Source organism: Streptomyces sp. NBC_00075 (genome assembly GCF_045041225.1).
Classification (GTDB): Bacteria; Actinomycetota; Actinomycetes; order Streptomycetales; family Streptomycetaceae; genus Streptomyces; species Streptomyces adonidis.
Map to the genome: position 1 here is coordinate 11253984 of NZ_CP108243.1, position 18345 is coordinate 11272328.

Consider the following 18345-nt stretch of genomic DNA (forward strand, 5'->3'; position numbering starts at 1 on the left):
TCGACGAGTTTTATCGACCGGCGGAATTCCCTCACCCGGAATTTCGAATTCTGTGATCCCGAGGGGGTGATCGATGATGTTCGTGACAGATTCGGCGAAGTCCCAGCTCCGAAAGGCGCGTGGTCTTCCGCTGCTCGTTCTGGCGTCGGCGCAGCTGGTCATATCGCTCGACTACAACATCGTGTATGTCGCTCTGCCCGACATCGGCGCCGGACTGGGGTTCTCCGACCACGACCTGCAATGGGTGGTGAGCGCCTATGTCGTGGCCACCGGAGGTTTCCTGCTGCTGGGCGGCCGGGCCGCGGACCTGCTCGGCCGACGCCGCATGTTCGTCCTGGCGGCGCTGCTGTACGCGGGGTCGTCTTTGGTGGGCGGCCTGTCCCAGACACCCGGCGTTCTGGTCGCCGTCAGGGCGGTCCAGGGCATCGGCGGGTCGCTGCTGTTCCCGGCGACGCTGTCCCTGATCACCACCCTGTACGACGAAGGGCCCGACCGGAACCGGGCGTTGGCGGTGTGGGGCGCTGCCGGGGCCGGCGGCCTCTGCTTCGGGTCCCTCCTCGGCGGGGTCCTGGTGGAGGCGTTCGGGTGGCCGTCGGTGTTCTTCGTCAACGTGCCGATCGCCGGAGTCCTCGCGGTGGCCGGGTGGCTGCTCTTCCCGGCGGACGGTCCGTGGGACCGTACGCGGCGCTTCGACGCGGCGGGCGCGCTGACCGCGACCGGTGGGACCACACTCCTGGTGTTCCTGCTGGTCCAGGCTCCGGCCGAGGGCTGGGGCACGCCGGTGGCCCTCACCAGCGCCGGGCTGTCCGTCTGCCTGCTGACGCTCTTCGCGGTCGTGGAGTGCCGCTCCCGTGAACCACTCGTACCGGCACGGCTGTTCGCCCACCGGGGCCTGCTGGTGGCGATGGGGGTGACCGCGCTGTTCAGCGCCACGTTCAGCTCGGTGCCGTACTTCCTGACGCTGTACTTCCAGACCGTCCACGGCTACAGCGCGGCCGCGACCGGGCTCGCGTTCCTCGTGCCCGCCGTGGTGGTGGCCGCCGGTACGCAGGTCGGCGAACGGGCCGTGTCCGCGTTCGGCGTGCGCCGCATGCTGGTCGGCGGCATGGCGCTGGGCGCCGCCGGGGCCGGGGCCCTCGGTCTGGCGCTCACCTCGGACGGCTCGTTTCCCGCACTGCTGCCGGGAATCGTGCTGCTGAGCCTCGGTCAGGGCGCCGTATGGACGGGAATGTGGATCGCCGCGTCCGCCGGGGTGGCAGCCGGCGACCAGGGCATCGCCTCGGGACTGACGTCGACGACCCTCCAGGTGGGCGGCGCGGTGGGCCTCGCACTGCTCGTCGCGGTCGCCGGGGGAGTGGGGCAGAGCGCCTCGGGGGCTTTGCTCCTCGACGGCATCCGTACCGCTGTTTTCGCGACGGCGGTGGGCATCGGCTGCGGGGCGGTCGCGTTGGGGGTGTTCGGGGGTACGGCTTGGGGTGGCTGGGGTGGCTGGGGTGGCCGGAGTGCGCGGGACGGCCCGAGCGCGCGGGGCGCATCGGGTGGCCGGAGTGCCCGGGTTGGGCGGGCTGGCCGGGCTGCCAAGACTTCCCGGACCAGCGGGCCTTAGGCCCTGCCTTCCCGACCGCCCTGCTCGACTTCCCCGTCTGCCCGTCTGCCCGTCTGCCCGTCTGCCCGTCTGCCCGTCTGCCCGTCTGCCCGTCTGCTCGCCTACTTCGCCCGCACTGTTTGCCTCGCCCGCCTACCGCTCGCCCCGCTTGCTTGCCCGCTTGCCTATCTCGCCCGCGCTGCTTGTTTCGCCCGCTTCGCCCGCCTGCCTGCCTGCCCGCTCTGCCTGCCCGCCCGCTCCGCTCGCCTGCCTGCCTGCCTGCCCGCCCGCTCCGCTCGCCCGCCCGCTCCGCTCGCCCGCCCGCTCCGCTCGCCCGCCCGCTCCGCTCGCCCGCCCGCTCCGCTCGCCCGCCCGCTCCGCTCGCCCGCCCGCTCGCCCGCCCGCTCGCTCGCCCGCTCGCTCGCCCGCCCGCTCGCCCGCCCGCTCGCCCGCCCGCTCGCTCGCTCGCCCGCTCGCCCGCCCGCTCGCTCGCCCGCCCGCTCGCTCGCCCGCCCGCGTGCTTCGCCCCCGCTCAACCTCCCTCCCGACTGACCTCCCTACTCGCTTGCCTTGCTCACTCGCCTCCTTCGCCCGCCTGCCTTGCTCGATTGCCTCGCCCTACTTGCCCTCTCGCCTCGCCCTCTCGCCTCGCCCCTCTCGCCCCTCTCGCCTCGCCCTCTCGCTCGGCCGCCCTGCTCGCCTTCCCGACCGCCCCCTTTCTCACCCGCTTCCCGTCCTGACCTCCCTTCCCGACCCCTCCATTCCCGTGTCCGGGCCCCCGGTCCGTCCTCCGTCATGCCAGGAGAACCCTCATGTCCACTACCGCCGCCGGTTTCCACGCCCCTCCTGCCGCCGTCCTGTGCGGGCTGGGCGGATGGGTGCCGTCCCGGGTGGAGACCAACGAGCAGCTTGCGCGTCGGCTCGACACCGACGACGCGTGGATCCGGGCCCGGACCGGGATCCGCCGGCGGCATGTCGTCGACCCCGGTCAGGCCACCTCGGACCTGGCCGTCGAGGCCGGCCGCCGCGCTCTCGCCGGCGCCGCGACGGACCGGGTGGACGCCGTCGTCGTCGCCACGGCGACCCCGGACCGTCCCTGCCCGGCCACCGCGCCCGCGGTTGCCGCACGGCTAGGGCTGACAGGGGTGGCGGCCTTCGACATCGGCGCCGTGTGCACCGGGTTCGTGTACGGGCTCGCCTCGGCCGCCGGACTGATCGCGGCCGGGGTGGCGGAGAGCGTCCTGCTGATCGGGGCGGACACCTACTCCACGATCGTGGACCCGCTGGACCGGGCCAACGCGATCATCTTCGGCGACGGCGCCGGAGCTGTCGTCCTGCGCGCCGGGCACCCCGACGAACCCGGCGCCGTCGGCCACTTCGACCTCGGCAGCGACGGCGGCCACGAGGACCTGATCACGGTCGCCGCCGGTGGCTCCCGGCAGCGCTCCACGCCGGGTGAACCGAGCCGCGGGGAACGGCACTTCGCCATGCGCGGCAAGGAGGTCTACCGCCACGCGGTGACCCGTATGGCCGAGTCCGCGCGGGCCACGCTGTCCCGGGCCGGATGGAAGATCGACGACGTCGACCACTTCGTACCCCACCAGGCGAATCTGCGGATCCTGCACTCGGTCGCCGACGACCTGGGCCTCCCACGGGAGCGGTGCGTGACCCATGTCGGGTCCGTCGGCAACACGGGCGCCGCGTCCATCCCGCTCGCCCTCGCCGACGCCGCCGCCCGGCAGACGGTCGGCCCCGGCGACCGGCTGCTGCTCACCGCCTTCGGCGGCGGCCTCACCTGGGGCTCCTGCCTCCTCACCTGGCCCTCACTCCCTCAACAGGAACGGACGACGACACCATGACCACCACGTACGGCCAACTGGTCGAGATCCTCGCGAGACTCCACGACGCCCCCGCCGACCGGCTCCGCCCCGAGGCGACCCTCGGCGAACTGGACGTCGACTCCCTGACCACGGTCGAGATCAGCATCCGCATCGAGCGCGACCTCGGAGTGCGCGTCGGCGACGACGAACTCCAGCCCGACCTCACCCTCGGCGACCTCGCCGGACTCGTGGACACCCGCCGAGACACCCGCCGAACGACCGTCTGACCCACGCCGTCCGACCCACGGAAGGAAACAACACCCATGCAGATACAGATCAAGGAACAGCCCGGCAGCGCGATCGGCGCGACGGTCGAGGGCTTCGACCACACCACCGCCACGGACACCGACGTAGCAGCCCTCAAGAACACCGTCTACACGAAGAAGATCGCCGTCCTGAAGGGCCAGCACCTCTCCCCTCAGGAGTTCCTCGCACTCGGCAAACTGCTGGGCCGCCCGGAGACGTACTACGAGCCGATGTACAAGCACCCGGAGGTCCCGGAGGTGTTCGTCTCCTCCAACGTGCCGGAGAACGGCAAGCAGATAGGCGTCCCGAAGACGGGCAAGTTCTGGCACGCCGACTACCAGTTCATGCCGGACCCCTTCGGGATCACCCTCATCCACCCCCAGGTCGTTCCCGAGAAGAACCGCGGCACGTACTTCATCGACATGGGCCGGGCGTACGAGAAGCTGCCCGAGGAGCTCAAGAAGGAGATCGGCGGGACGTACTGCCGGCACTCCGTGCGCAAGTACTTCAAGATCCGGCCCCACGACGTCTACCGGCCTCTCTCCGAGATCATCGAGGAGGTCGAGCGGAAGACCCCCGCCGTCGTACAGCCGACCACCTTCACCCACCCCATGACCGGCGAGACGGTCCTCTACATCAGCGAGGGTTTCACCGTCGGCATCGAGGACCGGGACGGCCGGCCGCTCGACGAGGAGCTGCTCAAGCGGCTGTTCGACGCCACCGGCCAGCTCGACGAGAGCTTCGAGCACGAGAACATCCATCTGCAGAGCTTCGAGAAGGGCGACCTGCTGGTCTGGGACAACCGCAGCCTCATCCACCGCGCCCGGCACACGACCACGCCCGAGCCGACCGTCTCCTACCGCGTCACCGTCCATGACGAACGCAAACTCCACGACGGGATCCGGGCGGCATGACGGGCCGCATGACGGGCCGCATGACGGGCCGCATGACGGACGAAGCCCTGCTGGCGCGGGTGCTCACGCCCTACAAGGAGCACTGCAAATACCTGCGTTCGGCCGTCGTCACGGAAACGGGCGGTCGTGTTTCCGTCCGCTGTGAATTCGAGATTTCCGAGTCGTGCTACATCGACGACACCGGCCACCTCAATTCCGTCGAGGTGAACATCTGCTACAACCAGATGATGTATTTCCTGGTCGCCAAGACCGTACAGGACGGTCTTGGCTCGGGATTCGCCGACTGGACGCTGGACGACTTCTTCAAGCACCAGCTCCCGGACATTCTCATCGCCCGTTTCTCCTCCAGCTTCCGGAGACCGGTCGACCCCCGCGCATTCTCCGGGGAGATGGAGTTCCGGTCCGTCACCCGCCGCACCCGGCCCGACGGCAGTCCCTTCCTCCACGCCGGCACCGCCTTCCGCTACTGGGACGCCGCCTCCGGCCGCTGCGACGGCGAGGCGACCCTCGCGTTCGTCAACATCCCCTGACCAAGGTCCCTGGCCAACGTCCCCTGACCATCGAAGGGTTCGCCCATGAAGACCCTCGCCCAGACCACCCGCCACCATGCCGAGCGCCAACCCGACCTCCCTGCCGTCCTCTGCGAGGGCCGCACCCTGACGTACGGGCAACTGCACCGCGAGAGCAACCGCGTCGCCCACGCCCTCAAGGCCGCCGGACTCGCACCCGGCGACCGGGTCGCCTACCTCGGTAAGGAGTCCGAGCACTACTACGAGATCCTCTTCGGCTGCGCCAAGAGCGGCACCGTGCTCGTCCCCGTCAACTGGCGGCTCACCGCGCCCGAGGTCGGCCACATCCTCCAGGACTCCGGTACCCGACTCCTGTTCCTGGAGGACGATTTCGGGCCGATCGTCGACAAGATGCCTACCGCGCCCCCGGAGACGGTCGTACCTCTCGGATCGATACGGGAGTGGCGTGCCCAGCACGCCGACGGGGAAACGGAGTTCGACCCGACCCCGGACACCCCGGTCGCCCAGCTCTACACCAGCGGCACCACCGGACTGCCCAAGGGCGTGGTCCTCGCCCACCGCAGCTTCTTCGCGATCCGGGACGCCCTGGCGGGCGAGGGGCTCGACTGGATCGACTGGCGGGACGGCGACATCGCGCTGATCGGCATCCCCGGATTCCACATCGGCGGCCTGTGGTGGGCCACCCAGAACCTCAACGCCGGAACGACCGTCGTCGCGATGCGCGCCTTCGCCGCCCGTCAGGCCGTCGACCTCATCCGCGACCTCGGCATCACCACCGCCTGCGTGGTCCCCGCCATGCTCCGCATGATGCTGACCGAACCCGGCGTCGGCGCCAAGGACTTCACCACGCTCCGCAAGACGGTCTACGGCGGCTCCCCGATCTCCGAGGCCCTGCTGGAGGAGAGCCTCGCCGTCCTCGACTGCGAGTTCGCCCAGATCTACGGCCTCACCGAGACCGGCAACACCGCCGTCTGCCTGCCGCCCGCCGCCCATGTCGCCGGCGGCCCGCTCATGCAGGCGGCCGGGCACCCCTATCCGGGCGTACGCAGCAAGGTGATCGACACCGAGGGCCGCGAACTCCCGCCGGGCGCCGTCGGGGAGGTCTGCCTGGCCACGCCCGCCCGCATGGTCGAGTACTGGGGGCTGCCAGACAAGACCGCCGAGACCCTCGTCGACGGCTGGATCCACACCGGGGACGCCGGCTACATCGACGAGGACGGTTACGTCTTCATCCGCGACCGCATCAAGGACGCCGTCCTCGTCGCCGGTGAGAACGTCTACCCGGCCGAGATCGAGAACGTCCTGGAAGGCCACCCAGGCGTCGCCGAGGCCGTCGTAGTCGGCGCTCCCGACGAACGCTGGGGCGAGTACGTGCACGCCTTCGTCGTCCCCGTTCCCGGGCAGCGGCCCAGCCCCCGGGACCTGCACACCTTCCTCGTCCCGCAACTCGCGAGCTTCAAGCTGCCCGCCCGCTACGAGTTCATCGACAGCGTCCCGCGCAACCCCAGCGGCAAGATCCTCCGCCGCGAACTGCGCGACCGCTTCTGGGACGACTCCGCGCGCAAGGTCAACTGACCCTCGAACTGCCCCTCAAACAGGCCCGATTGAGAGAACCACATGCCTGCTCCCCTCACGCTGGACGGATTCCGCGCGGACCTGGCGGAGTTCCTGTACCAGCTGCCCGTCGAGGTCGACCTCGACGAGAACCCCCTCTTCGCGGGCATCGACTCCCTGCGCATCGTCACCCTCATCGAACGCTGGCGGGAGGCCGGCGTGGAGGTGACCTTCGTCGAACTCGCCGAGTGCACGTCGTTCGCCCAGTGGTGGCAGCTGCTCGACGCACGCCAAGCACACCAATCACGCCGAGGGGGAACCACGTGACGGCGCGTCAACCGCTACTGGCCGCCCAGGAGGGCATCTGGGCCGGCCAGCAGTTCGACGTGGACAGTCCCGCGTACAACACGGCCGAGTACGCGCACATCCACGGCCCGGTGGACACGGCCGTCTTCGACGCCGCCCTGCACCACGTGGTCGCGGAGACGGAGGCCCTGAACGTCGCCTACGTCGTCGACGACACGGGCCGGCCGTGGGAGACGGCCGCCCCGGCGGACGACTGGGTACTGCACACGGCCGACCTCACCGCCGAGCCCGACCCGCACGCGGCGGCCCTGGCCTGGATGGACCAGGACATGGCCCGTCCCGTCGACCTCGCGCGCGACCCCGTCTTCGGCCACGCACTCCTGCGGATCGCACCGCGGGAATACCTCTGGTACCACCGCGTGCACCACATCGCCCTCGACGGCTACGGCCTGTCGCTGGTCGCCCGCCGGGTCGCCGAGGTCTACACGGCCCTGGCGGCGGGCGATCCGGTGGACGACAGCGACTTCGGCACCCTCGCATCGGTACGGGACGAGGAACGCGCCTATCGGGAGTCGCCCCGCTTCGCCGAGGACCGCGCCCACTGGACGGAACGGTTCGCGGACCGCCCGCCCGTGGCGACACCCGCCGGCCGTACGGCGCTGCCCGCACGTACTTTCCACCGGCGGGTGGCCGACCTCGACCCGGCGCGGACGCAGACCCTGCGTACCGTCGCCCGGGACCTCGGGGTCACCTGGTCGGAGGTGCTGCTGGCGGTGACCGTGGCCCGGCTTCACCACGCGACCGGCGCACCGGAGATCGTCCTCAGCCTGCCGACGATGGGGCGCCTGGGCTCCGTATCGCTCCGCGTCCCCTGCACGGTCCGCAACATCCTGCCCCTGCGCGTCACGGTCACCGGCGCGGACACCCTCCGCGACCTCGCGACCCGGATCTCCCGCGAACTGCGCGCCAACCTGCCGCACCAGCGCTTCCGCTACGAGCAACTGCGGCGCGACCTCCGACTCGTCGGCGGACAGCGCCGGTTGTCGGGTCCCGGCGTCAACATCATGCCCTTCGCATACGACCTGCGCTTCGCCGGACACCGCAGCACCGTCCACAACGTCTCGGCGGGCCCCGTCGACGACCTGTCCGTCAACGTGTACGACCGCGCCGAGGGCGCGGGACTGCGCATCGCCGTGGACGCCAACCCCGACCTCTACGAGGAGTCGGACGTCACCGGGCTGCGGGACGACCTGCTCAGCCTCCTCGGCGAGGCTCTCGCCGAGCCGGACAGGTCCCTCGGTGACTTGTGCTCCCGCAGGCCCGTGGCGTCGTCCGTTCCCGTCCTGGACGGAGGGCCGTTGCCAGGCCCGGCACGCCCGGTCCTCGACCTGATCGCCGACCACGCCGCCAGGCGCGGCGGTTCCGTCGCCGTCGAGTACGACGGACACGCCCTCACGTACGCCCAACTCTTCGGCTCGGCAAGCGAACTGGCCCGACGGCTGACCGCCCGCCGGATCGGCCCCGGCGACCTGGTGGCCATCGCCCTGCCCCGGGGCATCGACGCGATCACCGCCGTCCTGGGCGTCCTCCTCTCCGGTGCTGCCTACTGCCCACTCGACCCGACGGCACCCCTGGCACGCAGGGCGGAGCTGCTGGCGGACGCCGGGCCCGTCCTCGTCCTGACGACCGACGCGCACGCCGGCGGTTTCGGGGATCTGCCGGTGCTGCCCCTCGACCAGCCGGCATCACCGGCCCGCACGGCGGAGCCGCAGGCCGACGCCAGTCCCGCACTCGCCCTGACGACCAACGGCTTCGGAGACCTGTCGCTCCCGACCCTCGATCCGCCGCACACCACACCGACCCCGGACGACCTCGCCTACGTCATCCACACCTCGGGCTCCACCGGGCGCCCCAAGGGCGTAGAGATCGGTCACCGTGCCCTCGCGCACTTCGTCGCCGGTGCCGCACACCGCTACGGCCCCCAACGTGAGGACCGCGTCCTCCAGTTCGCCTCCCCGCACTTCGACACCAGCGTCGAGGAAATCTTCCTCACCCTCTGCGCGGGCGCCACCCTCGTCGTCCGCACCGACGACATGACCGAGTCGGTCCCCGGGTTCCTGGACGCCTGCGCACGGCTGCGGATCAGCTACCTCGACCTCCCCACCGCCTACTGGCACGAACTGGCGTACGCCGTCTCGACCCGCGCGGCCACCCTGCCCGCCGGGGTGCGCACCGTCGTCATCGGCGGCGAAGCGGCCCTCCCCGAACGGGTGGACCGCTGGCGCGAGTCCGTCGGCACGTCGGTGCGGCTGCTGAACACGTACGGCCCGACCGAGGCCACCGTGGTCGCCACCGTCGCCGACCTCCACGATCCGGCCCTCGCCCCGGGAGACGTCCCCATCGGGCTCCCGCTCCCCGGCACCCGCGCCGCCGTCGTCGACGGTGAACTCCACCTCCTGGGCGGCAACCTGGCCCTCGGCTACCGGGGAGCGCACGCACCCGACGCCGCCCGATTCGCACCCCTCGACGCACTGCCCGGAGCACCCCGCGCCTACCGCACCGGCGACCTGGTCCGGACCGGCGACGACGGGCAACTGCGCCACCTGGGCCGCACGGACACCGAGTTCAAGATCAGCGGACACCGCGTCCACCCCGCCGAGATCGAGAGCGCCCTCCTGACCCACCCGGCAGTACGCGATGCCGCTCTCGTCGGACAGGTGCTCGCCGACGGGACGCGCCGTCTGGTCGCCCACGTCGTGCCGGACGGGCCTGCCCCGGAAGTCGCCCTGCTCCGGGACCACTTGAGGGCCACCCTGCCCGCAGCGATGATCCCTTCGGCCTTCGAGTTCCTGGACCGCCTGCCCTTGACCGGCTCAGGAAAGATCGACAGGAACGCGCTCGCCAGGACGGCGACGGCCCCTGAACCCCGTACACAGAAGGCCTCGAACGACAGCTCGCTGGAGCGCGTCATCGGCGCCGTCTGGCAACGGGTCCTGGGCGTGGCCGTCGTCTCCGCGTACGACGACGTGTTCGACCTGGGCGCCCAGTCGCTCCAGGCCATCCAGGTCGCCAACCGACTCGGCGTCGAACTGCGCCGCGAGGTGAAGGTCGCCTGGCTGTTCCAGCACCCGACCCCCGCCGAACTGGCCGCCTTCCTCCGACAACGGGCCCCCGCACGGCCCGAGGCCCCCGCCCTCCCGGCGACCCTCCTCGCCGACACCGTCCTCGACCCGGACATCCACCCCGGCGACGTCGCCCCCCGAGCGGACAGTGCACCGCACAGAATCCTGCTGACCGGAGCCACCGGCTTCGTCGGCGTACACCTCCTGGCCGAACTCCTCACGAGCACCACGGCGGAGATCGTCTGCCTCGTCCGGGCCCCCGGCCCCGCCGAGGCCACCGCACGTGTCCAACTGGCCCTGGAGACGCATCGGCTCGACCTCCCGGCCGCCGCACGCGCCCGCATCACCACCATCCCCGCCGACCTTGCCCGCCCCCAACTCGGCCTGACCGACGGGACGTTCGCCGACCTCGCCCGTACCTGCACGGCGATCCTCCACAACGCGGCGACCGTCAGCATCATGCGCGAGTACGCCACACTCCGCGCCGCCAACACCGAGTCCACCCGGGAGTTGCTGCGCCTGGCGGCCGTACGCTCGACCCCGCTGCACTTCGTGTCGACCCTGTCGGTCGCCCCGCCCCTCGGCCTCGCCCCCGAGGTACCGGAGGCGTTTCTCCCGGCCCACCGCGGGCTGCGGTACGGCTACCAGCAGTCCAAGTGGGCCGCCGAGCGCCTGCTCGAACAGGCCGCAGAGCGGGGCCTGCCGGTCACCGTGCATCGGCTCGGCCGGATCGTCGGCCCGCGCACCACCGGATACGTCAACGAGCGGGACTTCCTGTGGAGCGTGCTGCGCGCCGGAGTCCCCGCAGGGCTCGTCCCCGAACTGTTCGAGGAGGAGACCTGGACGCCGGTCGATCACGTCGCCAAGGCCCTCGTGCACCTCAGCCTGGGACAGCAGCCGCCCGTCGCGACGGTCTTCAACCACGCCGCGACCGCGCCCGTACGACTGAGAGACATCTACGACTGGGTGGGGGAGTACGGCTACCGGCTGCGTCGCCTGCCCTTGGCCCAGTGGCGGGCCGAGCTTCCACGGGCGGCTTCCGGCGTCGCGGCGACCACGCTTGCCTTCCTCGACGCCTGGGACACGGCCACCGACGACACCACCGGGCCCGATCTGCGCCTGGGACACGTCCGCACCGACAACGTCGTGAACGGCCTGCGCGGCAGCGGCATCACGCTCCCGCCCGTCGACCGGGACCTCGTCTTCCGCTACCTCGACCACTGCGTCGCCACCGGAACGCTCCCCGCGCCGGTCGGACGACAGGCTCATCTCCCCGTCCCCGCAAAGTAGTTGGGCACGTCCGGGAACTCACGGACACCACCCCCCGACTACTGCAACAGAACCCGTCGCATCACGAACACCCCGCACCAAGGAGCCCGCAATGCCGAAGAAACGGCCGGTCGCCATCGCCCTGGCCGGCGCCCTCTGTCTGGTCACCACGGCATGCGCCGACTCGACGGAGAAGACCGCCGCGACGAGCGGCAAGGCGTCCGCGCAGGCGGGTACCTCCGGCTACCCGGTGACCCTCGACAACTGCGGAACGTCCGAGAAGTTCACCGAGGCGCCCAGCCGGGTCGTCGTCATGAACGGCGCCTCGGTCGCCGAGGTCTCCACGCTGCTCGCCCTGGGTCTTGAAGACAAGATCGTCGCCAATCAGCAGACCTACGGCATGTCCGAGGTCGAAGGCCGGGCCGCAGCCATCAAGGCCCTGCCCACCGGTGACGTCAAACTCAACGACGCCTACGACATCCCCCGCGAGGCGATGATCGGGCTGCGCCCCGACCTGGTGCTGTCGACGACGGCGTACGGCTTCGACGAGAAGAACGGCTTCGCCACCCGCGAGCAGCTCAAAGCGGTGGGCGCCAACTCCTATGTCTCGCCGCAGGGTTGCGACCAGGACACCTCGAAGATGACCATCGCCGACAGCTACACACTGCTGCGCGACATGGGGAAGATCTTCGGCAAGAGTGCCGAGGTCGAGAAGCTCATCGCCGCGTCGGAGCAGAGCATCGCCGCCGTCTCCGCCAAGGTGAAGGGCGAGAAGGCGCCGAAGGTCATGGTCCTGTTCTCCAACATGGCCATGGGCGGCAACGACTTCAGCTCGGTCGTCGCCAAGGGCATCTACAACGACATCCTCGCCAAGGCCGGCGGCAGCAACGCCTTCGAGAACGCCTCCAAGACCTCCTTCGCCGACCTGAGCAAGGAGAAGGTGGCCGCCACCGACGTCGACGCGCTCGTCGTCATCGGCTACAACGACCCCGACCCGGCGGCCTACGCCAAGAAACTGCTGAAGGAGTTCCCCCAGTGGCCGGCCGCGAAGAACAACACGTACGTGGCGCTGTCGGACTCGATGTACCTCGGCCCGAGCAACGACCTGGCCGTGGAGAAGATCGCCGGGATGCTGCACCCCGACAAGGTCTGAGCGGTCCGCGACTGCCGCTCGCGGTCACCGGGCTGCTCCTGGCTCTCGTCGCCGTCATGGTGGTGGCGGTGAGCATCGGCGCCGTGAACATCCCGGTGGGTGACGTGTGGGGGATCCTCCTGCACCACCTCACCGGCGGGGAAACCGTCGACGATCCGGCGCTGGACCAGATCGTATGGACCTTCCGCGCACCCCGAGTCCTCCTGGCCGCCCTGGTCGGCGCGGGCCTCGCGGTGGTGGGCGCGGTGTTGCAGACCCTGGTCTCCAATCCGCTCGCCGACCCGGTCGTCCTGGGCTTCTCGTACGGCGCCTCCCTGGGCGCCGTCCTGGTCATCACCCTCGGCGGCGCGGCGCTCGGCGGGCTCGGCGGCCTCGGAGTGTCGGGTGCGGCGTTCGTCGGTGCGCTGGCGGCCGGTGTCCTGGTGTTCGCCCTCGGGCAGCGGCGGGGCCGGCTGGCCCCCACCCGGCTCGTCCTTGCCGGAGTCGCCGTCGGCTACGTCCTCCTGTCGATGACCAGCTTCGTCCAACTGCTGGCGACGCCCACCGAACTGCGGACCGTGATGTTCTGGATGCTCGGCAGCGTCGCCGGCGCCCAGTGGGACCAACTGCCCACCGTCGCCGTGGTGGTCCTGACAGGCACCGTCGTGCTGACCCTGTTCGGACGGCGCCTCAACGCCCTGCTGGCCGGCGACGAGTCGGCGACCGCGCTCGGTGTGGACGTCGACCGGCTGCGCGCGATCCTGCTGGTCGTCAGCGCGCTGCTCACCGGAACCGTCATCGCCGTCGCGGGCGGTGTCGGCTTCGTCGGCCTGATGATCCCCCATCTGGTCCGCCTCACCACCGGCGCCGACCACCGCAGACTGCTGCCCCTGACCGCACTCCTGGGCGCGATCTACCTGGTTCTCGTGGACCTGCTCTCCCGTACTCTCACCCGCCCCAACGAACTGCCGCTGGGCATCCTCACCGCCCTGCTCGGCGCCCCCTTCTTCCTGTGGCTGCTGCGCCGAGACAAGGGCCTGGACTCCGTATGAAAAAGACACCTGTATGAAACTGACCGTCGACCAGCTCCACATCACCCTCGACCGCCGGCCGATCCTCCGCGAGGTGAACCTGGAGGCCGCCAAGGGCGACATCGTCGGGCTCGTGGGCCCCAACGGCAGCGGCAAGTCCACCCTGCTCCGCACGGTCTACCGCTCGCTGCGCCCGGCCGACGGCGCGGTCAGGGTGGGCGGCGACGACGTGTGGGAGCTGTCCGCCCGCACCGCCGCCCGGCGTACGGCCGCCGTCCTCCAGGACTCCGGCACCACGGCCGGCCTGACGGTCACCGAGATCGTCGCCCTCGGCCGAACGCCCCACCACGGCCTCATGGGCCGGGACGGTGCCGAGGACCGCGAGGCCGTGGCCGACGCCGTCGCCCGCTGCGGGGTCACCCCCTTCGCGCACCGCGACTACTCCACCCTCTCCGGCGGCGAACGCCAGCGCGTCCTGCTTGCCCGGGCGTTGGCCCAACGCCCCCAGCTCCTGGTTCTGGACGAACTCACCAACCACCTCGACATCCGTGCCCGGTTCGAACTCCTGGACCTGATCCGCTCCACCGGCATCACCACCCTGGCCGTCCTGCACGACCTCGACCTCGCCGCCCGGCTCTGCGACCACCTCGTCGTCCTGCACGAAGGCGAAGTGGTCGCGGCAGGACCCGTACTGGAGGTCCTGACCCCGGACCTCCTCCGGAGCGTCTTCGGCGTACGGGGCGACACGGAGCGCCATCCCGACGGCGTCGTCCGCATCACCTACGCGGCCCGGCCACTCGCCCTGGACCGGGAGGCCGAGCCGGCCGACCACTGACCCGTCCCGTCGGCTCAGCCGGTGTGCACGCGAGGGCGGCGGGCCCGGTCCGGTTCCGCCTCGCGCAGGACCTCTCGGGTGACGGGGGCGACCTCGCCCTGGCCGAAGAGGAAGAAGCGGAGGAAGTTGGCGAAGGGCGTGCCCTCGGTCCACTCGAAGTAGATGTGCGGGATGCAGCCGGTGGAGTCGCGGACGTACAGGAGGAGAGCGGCCAGGGCGTTGGGGATGGAGGAGGACTCCAGGGTCAGGACGCGGTAGCGGCTGTGGAGCACTTCGCCGCGTACGGTCAGGCCCGCCTCGAACTCGGAGGGGTCGGTGACCGTGACCTCGACGAAGACGAAGTCCTCCTGGTCCGGCATGTCGTTGTCCTGCCGGATCTGCTCGATCTTGTCGCGGTACTCGGCGTTGTCGCGTTGGTCGGGCTCGTTCGCGATGAAGCGGATCTTGCGGCTGGCCATGTCCCGGATGAAACGTTCCGCCATGTCGTCCAGTTCGACGTGTGTCACCCGCAGCTCGAAGGCGCGGGCCAGCCGGGAGAGCAGCGAGACCAGGATGATGCCCGCGATGAAGCAGGCGCCGATCTTCACACCGTCGGGGCGTTCGATGACGTTCACGACGGTGACGTAGAGGAAGACGGCCGAGATGACGGCGAAGCCGACGGTCCAGTTGCGCTGGCCGGCCTTGCGGGCGGCGATGGTCACGGCGATCGCCGCCGAGCTGATGAGCACCAGTACGCCGGTGGCGTACGCGCCGCCCTGGGCGTCGACGTCCGCGTCGAAGATCCAGGTCACCAGGAAGCCGATGAGGGTGAAGACGATGACCATCGGGCGCACGGCGCGGGCCCAGTGCGGGGCCATGCCGTAGCGGGGGAGGTAGCGCGGCATCAGGTTGAGCAGGCCGGCCATCGCCGAGGCGCCCGCGAACCAGAGGATGGCGATCGTCGACACGTCGTAGACCGTGCCGAAGGCGCTGCCCAGGTACTCGTGCGCGAGGAAGGCGAGCGCACGGCCGTTGGCCTGGCCGCCCGACTCGAACTCCTTCTCCGGGATCAGCAGGGTGGTGATGAAGCTGGTGGCGATCAGGAAGACGCTCATGATGACCGCGGCGGCCGTCAGCAGCTTCTTGGTGTCCCGGATGCGGCCCCTGGGGCTCTCCTCGGTGTCGCTGTCGTCGCCCCTGACGTGCGGCATCACCGCGACGCCGGTCTCGAAGCCGGACAGGCCGAGCGCGAGCTTCGGGAAGACGATCAGCGCCACGCCGACCATCACGAAGACGTTGCCGTGCTCGGCGGTCAGGGCGGTGGACCAGTCGGTGATCACATGGCCCTCGGTGATCACATGCCACAGGCCTACGGCGATCACCACGACGTTCAACCCGAGGTAGACGGCGACCAGGGCCACCGCGACGCCGATGGCCTCCAGAAAGCCCTTGAGGAAGACCGCGCCGAGCAGCGCGACCAGGATCATGGTGATCAGCACCTGCTTGTCGTGCAGCGCACTGGTCAGATGCGGGTTCTCGACGAGGTGGGTCGAGGCGTCGGCGGCCGACAGCGTGATGGTGATCAGGAAGTCCGTCGCGGCGAAGCCCAGCAGCGTCAGCACGAACAGCTTGCCCTGCCAGAAGGACAGCAGCCGCTCCAGCATCGCGATCGAGCCCTCGCCGTGCGGACTCTCCTCGGCCACGCGCCGGTAGACCGGCAGAGCGCCGGCCAGGGTGACGATCACCAGCACGATGGTCGCGATCGGCGACAGCAGACCGGCCGCGAGGGCCGCGATGCCCGGCTGGTAGCCGAGAGTGGAGAAGTAGTCGACCCCGGTGAGGCACATGACCCGGTACCAGGGCTGGCCCTTGTGGACCGGTGCCGGTTGGGCGTGCGGCCCGGTGTGGCCGGCCGGCTTGCCCATGTCGGACAGGCCTTCCAGCATCCATGCACGTAGACGCCGCTGTGGTCGTTCGGTGATGGCCATCGACGTGCTCCTGGTGCGTGGTTCGGCGCGGGGTTCGGGCCATCACGCGGACGGCCGCACCAGCGTAAGCAGAGAGTGACGTCTTGGCCCACGTCAGAGGGCTCCGAGCGCGTCAAGACTCCGTTAAGAGTGTCCGGGTATGTACGTCCGTCCCGTGCCCACGGCCGCGATCACATCGTCCTCCCGGTCGGCGACAGCCTTGCCTCTATCCGCTAACATAGAATAATTAGATAGATGAATGGACTGATGCTGGCGAGGAGTGGCCGTGGACTTCGGGCTGACCGACGAGCAGGACCTGTTGCGCGCGACGGCACGGCAGTTCGTCGCCGACGTGTGCCCGGCCGAGAAGGCCAAGCAGTGGGACGAGGAGAGCGCCGTACCGCCCGAGCTGTTCCGCGGGATGGCCGAACTCGGTTGGTTCTCGCTGCCGTTCAGCGAGGAGGAGGGTGGCGACGGCGGCGGACCGCTCGAACTCGTCCTCATCGCCGAGGAGCTGGGACGGGCCAGTTTCGATGTCGCCATGTGCTACATCGGGGTGCTCATCCCCGGGCTCACGGTGTTCCGCTGGGGCAACGAGGCGCAGCGCGACTTCATCCGGGCCGAAGTGATGACGGGGCGCCATCGGCTCGCCGTCGGACTCAGCGAGCCGGACAGCGGGTCCGACGCCGCCGCGCTGCGGACCACCGCCGAGGACCACGGGGACCACTTCCTCGTCCGGGGGCAGAAGGCGTGGTGCACGGGCGGCGGACTGCCCGACACGACCATCGCCACCTATGTGCGCACGGGGCCGCGCGAGCCCAAGCACGGCGGGATCAGCCTGCTGCTCGTCGATCCGTCGACGGACGGTGTCGAGGTGCGCCGGACGCCGACCCTGGCCCGGCACATCCTGGGCACCAACGAGGTGTTCTTCAACAACGCCCTGGTGGCGAAGGAGAACCTCGTGGGCCCGCGTGACGAGGGCTGGAAGGTGATGCTCACCAACATCGAACTGGAGAAGGTGATCATCAGCGGCGGCTATCTGGGCGCCGCCCAGGCCACGCTCGACGAGATGCTCGAATACTCCCGCACCCGGCACGCCTTCGGCCGTCCGATCGGCAACTTCCAGGCGCTCGCCCACGCCATGGCCGACCTCCAGACCGAGATCGACTCCGCCCGGCTCCTCGCCTACCGCGCCGCCTGGCTGCTCGCCCAGGGCAAGCCCTGCACACGCGAAGGATCGATGGCGAAGCTCAAGGGGTCGGAGACCTACGTGGCCGCCGCCCGGCTCGGGATGCAGGTCTGCGCGGGCCACGGCTTCTCGACGGAGAGCGTGATGAGCTTCCGCTACCGGGAGTCGATCGTCGCCACCATCTCCGGGGGCACCAGCCAGATCCAGCGCAACGGGATCGCCCGGAGCATGGGACTGCGGTCCTACTGACCTGCGGTCCCGCCCTTTGCTTCCTCCGCCTGCCCGGCCAGCCACTTCGCGTGCCGCGCGTAGTGGCTCTGGTCGCGGGTCACCCAGATCCCCGAGGCCCGCGCCAGAACGGCCCCGCCCGGCGCGAGCGTCAGCTCACCCGTGATGTACCAGCGGGAACCCTCCCGCCGGTCGGCCCACACCCGCAGCTCCAGCGGCCGTTCCACCGGCACCGGCTTCTTGAAGCTCACCGTCAGCTCGGCCGTCACGCTCATCACGCCGTGCAGCAGCGGGAGATGGCCGAGACAGTCGTCCAGGACGGCCGCCGTCCAGCCGCCGTGCGCGACATCGGGCCCGCCCTCGTGGGAGCGCGGGCAGCTCAGCTCGAACCACGCCACGCCGTCCTCGTCGAGCCGCTCGCGCTCCACCCCGAGCCGGCAGGCCCCGAGAGAACGGCACCCACCGCAGAGGGTCACACCCCCGGCGGTCCGGGGCGGCTCCGGCATGCCCGTCCCCGCCCAGTGCCCGTTGGGTGCCGTCACTCCGGTCCCGCCGGATCCCGTCGTCGACATGATGTG

At 70.6% G+C, this 18345-nt stretch carries 14 protein-coding genes; 12 read left to right on the plus strand and 2 right to left on the minus strand.

Features of this window, described 5'->3' with window-relative positions; translation table 11 throughout:
* Positions 1 to 76 precede the first annotated feature (76 nt).
* The 11 genes from OG787_RS49525 (at position 77) to OG787_RS49575 (ending at position 14404) form a co-directional block, all read left to right on the plus strand.
* Positions 77 to 1606, plus strand: a complete 1530-nt coding sequence (locus OG787_RS49525; protein ID WP_405540801.1) for an MFS transporter — start codon at positions 77 to 79, stop codon at positions 1604 to 1606.
* A 791-nt stretch (positions 1607 to 2397) separates the two neighbouring features.
* Entirely contained in the window at positions 2398 to 3444 is a 1047-nt protein-coding gene (locus OG787_RS49530; protein WP_405540033.1) for a beta-ketoacyl-ACP synthase III, read from the plus strand.
* A complete protein-coding gene (locus OG787_RS49535; protein ID WP_405540034.1) occupies positions 3441 to 3692 on the plus strand; it encodes an acyl carrier protein in 252 nt (83 codons plus the stop codon). Before OG787_RS49530 ends, OG787_RS49535 begins: the two co-directional genes overlap by 4 nt.
* A gap of 42 nt (positions 3693 to 3734) precedes the next feature.
* Positions 3735 to 4625, plus strand: a complete 891-nt coding sequence (locus OG787_RS49540; RefSeq protein WP_369031551.1) for a TauD/TfdA dioxygenase family protein — start codon at positions 3735 to 3737, stop codon at positions 4623 to 4625.
* A 32-nt stretch (positions 4626 to 4657) separates the two neighbouring features.
* Positions 4658 to 5155, plus strand: a complete 498-nt coding sequence (locus OG787_RS49545; protein ID WP_405540036.1) for an FcoT family thioesterase — start codon at positions 4658 to 4660, stop codon at positions 5153 to 5155.
* 45 nt (positions 5156 to 5200) lie between these two features.
* Positions 5201 to 6730, plus strand: a complete 1530-nt coding sequence (locus OG787_RS49550) for a long-chain-fatty-acid--CoA ligase (protein ID WP_369031393.1) — start codon at positions 5201 to 5203, stop codon at positions 6728 to 6730.
* A gap of 42 nt (positions 6731 to 6772) precedes the next feature.
* On the plus strand, positions 6773 to 7036 hold the full coding sequence (locus OG787_RS49555; protein ID WP_405540038.1) for a phosphopantetheine-binding protein: 264 nt from the start codon (positions 6773 to 6775) through the stop codon (positions 7034 to 7036).
* Complete coding sequence (locus OG787_RS49560) at positions 7033 to 11427, plus strand: amino acid adenylation domain-containing protein (protein ID WP_405540040.1); 4395 nt, start codon at positions 7033 to 7035, stop codon at positions 11425 to 11427. Before OG787_RS49555 ends, OG787_RS49560 begins: the two co-directional genes overlap by 4 nt.
* A 91-nt stretch (positions 11428 to 11518) precedes the next feature.
* Positions 11519 to 12559, plus strand: a complete 1041-nt coding sequence (locus tag OG787_RS49565; RefSeq protein WP_405540041.1) for an ABC transporter substrate-binding protein — start codon at positions 11519 to 11521, stop codon at positions 12557 to 12559.
* 56 nt (positions 12560 to 12615) lie between these two features.
* Positions 12616 to 13590, plus strand: a complete 975-nt coding sequence (locus OG787_RS49570; protein WP_369031552.1) for a FecCD family ABC transporter permease — start codon at positions 12616 to 12618, stop codon at positions 13588 to 13590.
* Between the two features lie 13 nt (positions 13591 to 13603).
* Positions 13604 to 14404, plus strand: coding sequence for an ABC transporter ATP-binding protein (locus OG787_RS49575; protein WP_405540043.1), 801 nt, complete (start codon positions 13604 to 13606; stop codon positions 14402 to 14404).
* A 14-nt stretch (positions 14405 to 14418) separates the two neighbouring features.
* Here the strand turns inward: OG787_RS49575 and OG787_RS49580 are convergent, their stop codons facing one another.
* Positions 14419 to 16371: an amino acid transporter gene (locus OG787_RS49580; protein ID WP_405540045.1), complete on the minus strand. Its 1953-nt coding sequence runs from the start codon at positions 16369 to 16371 to the stop codon at positions 14419 to 14421.
* 265 nt (positions 16372 to 16636) lie between these two features.
* On the opposite strand from OG787_RS49580, the gene OG787_RS49585 reads away from it, so the two are divergent.
* Entirely contained in the window at positions 16637 to 17788 is a 1152-nt protein-coding gene (locus OG787_RS49585; RefSeq protein ID WP_369031399.1) for an acyl-CoA dehydrogenase family protein, read from the plus strand.
* Here OG787_RS49585 and OG787_RS49590 read toward each other — a convergent pair.
* A complete protein-coding gene (locus OG787_RS49590; RefSeq protein ID WP_369031400.1) occupies positions 17782 to 18339 on the minus strand; it encodes a PaaI family thioesterase in 558 nt (185 codons plus the stop codon). The genes OG787_RS49585 and OG787_RS49590 overlap by 7 nt on opposite strands.
* Positions 18340 to 18345 lie beyond the last annotated feature (6 nt).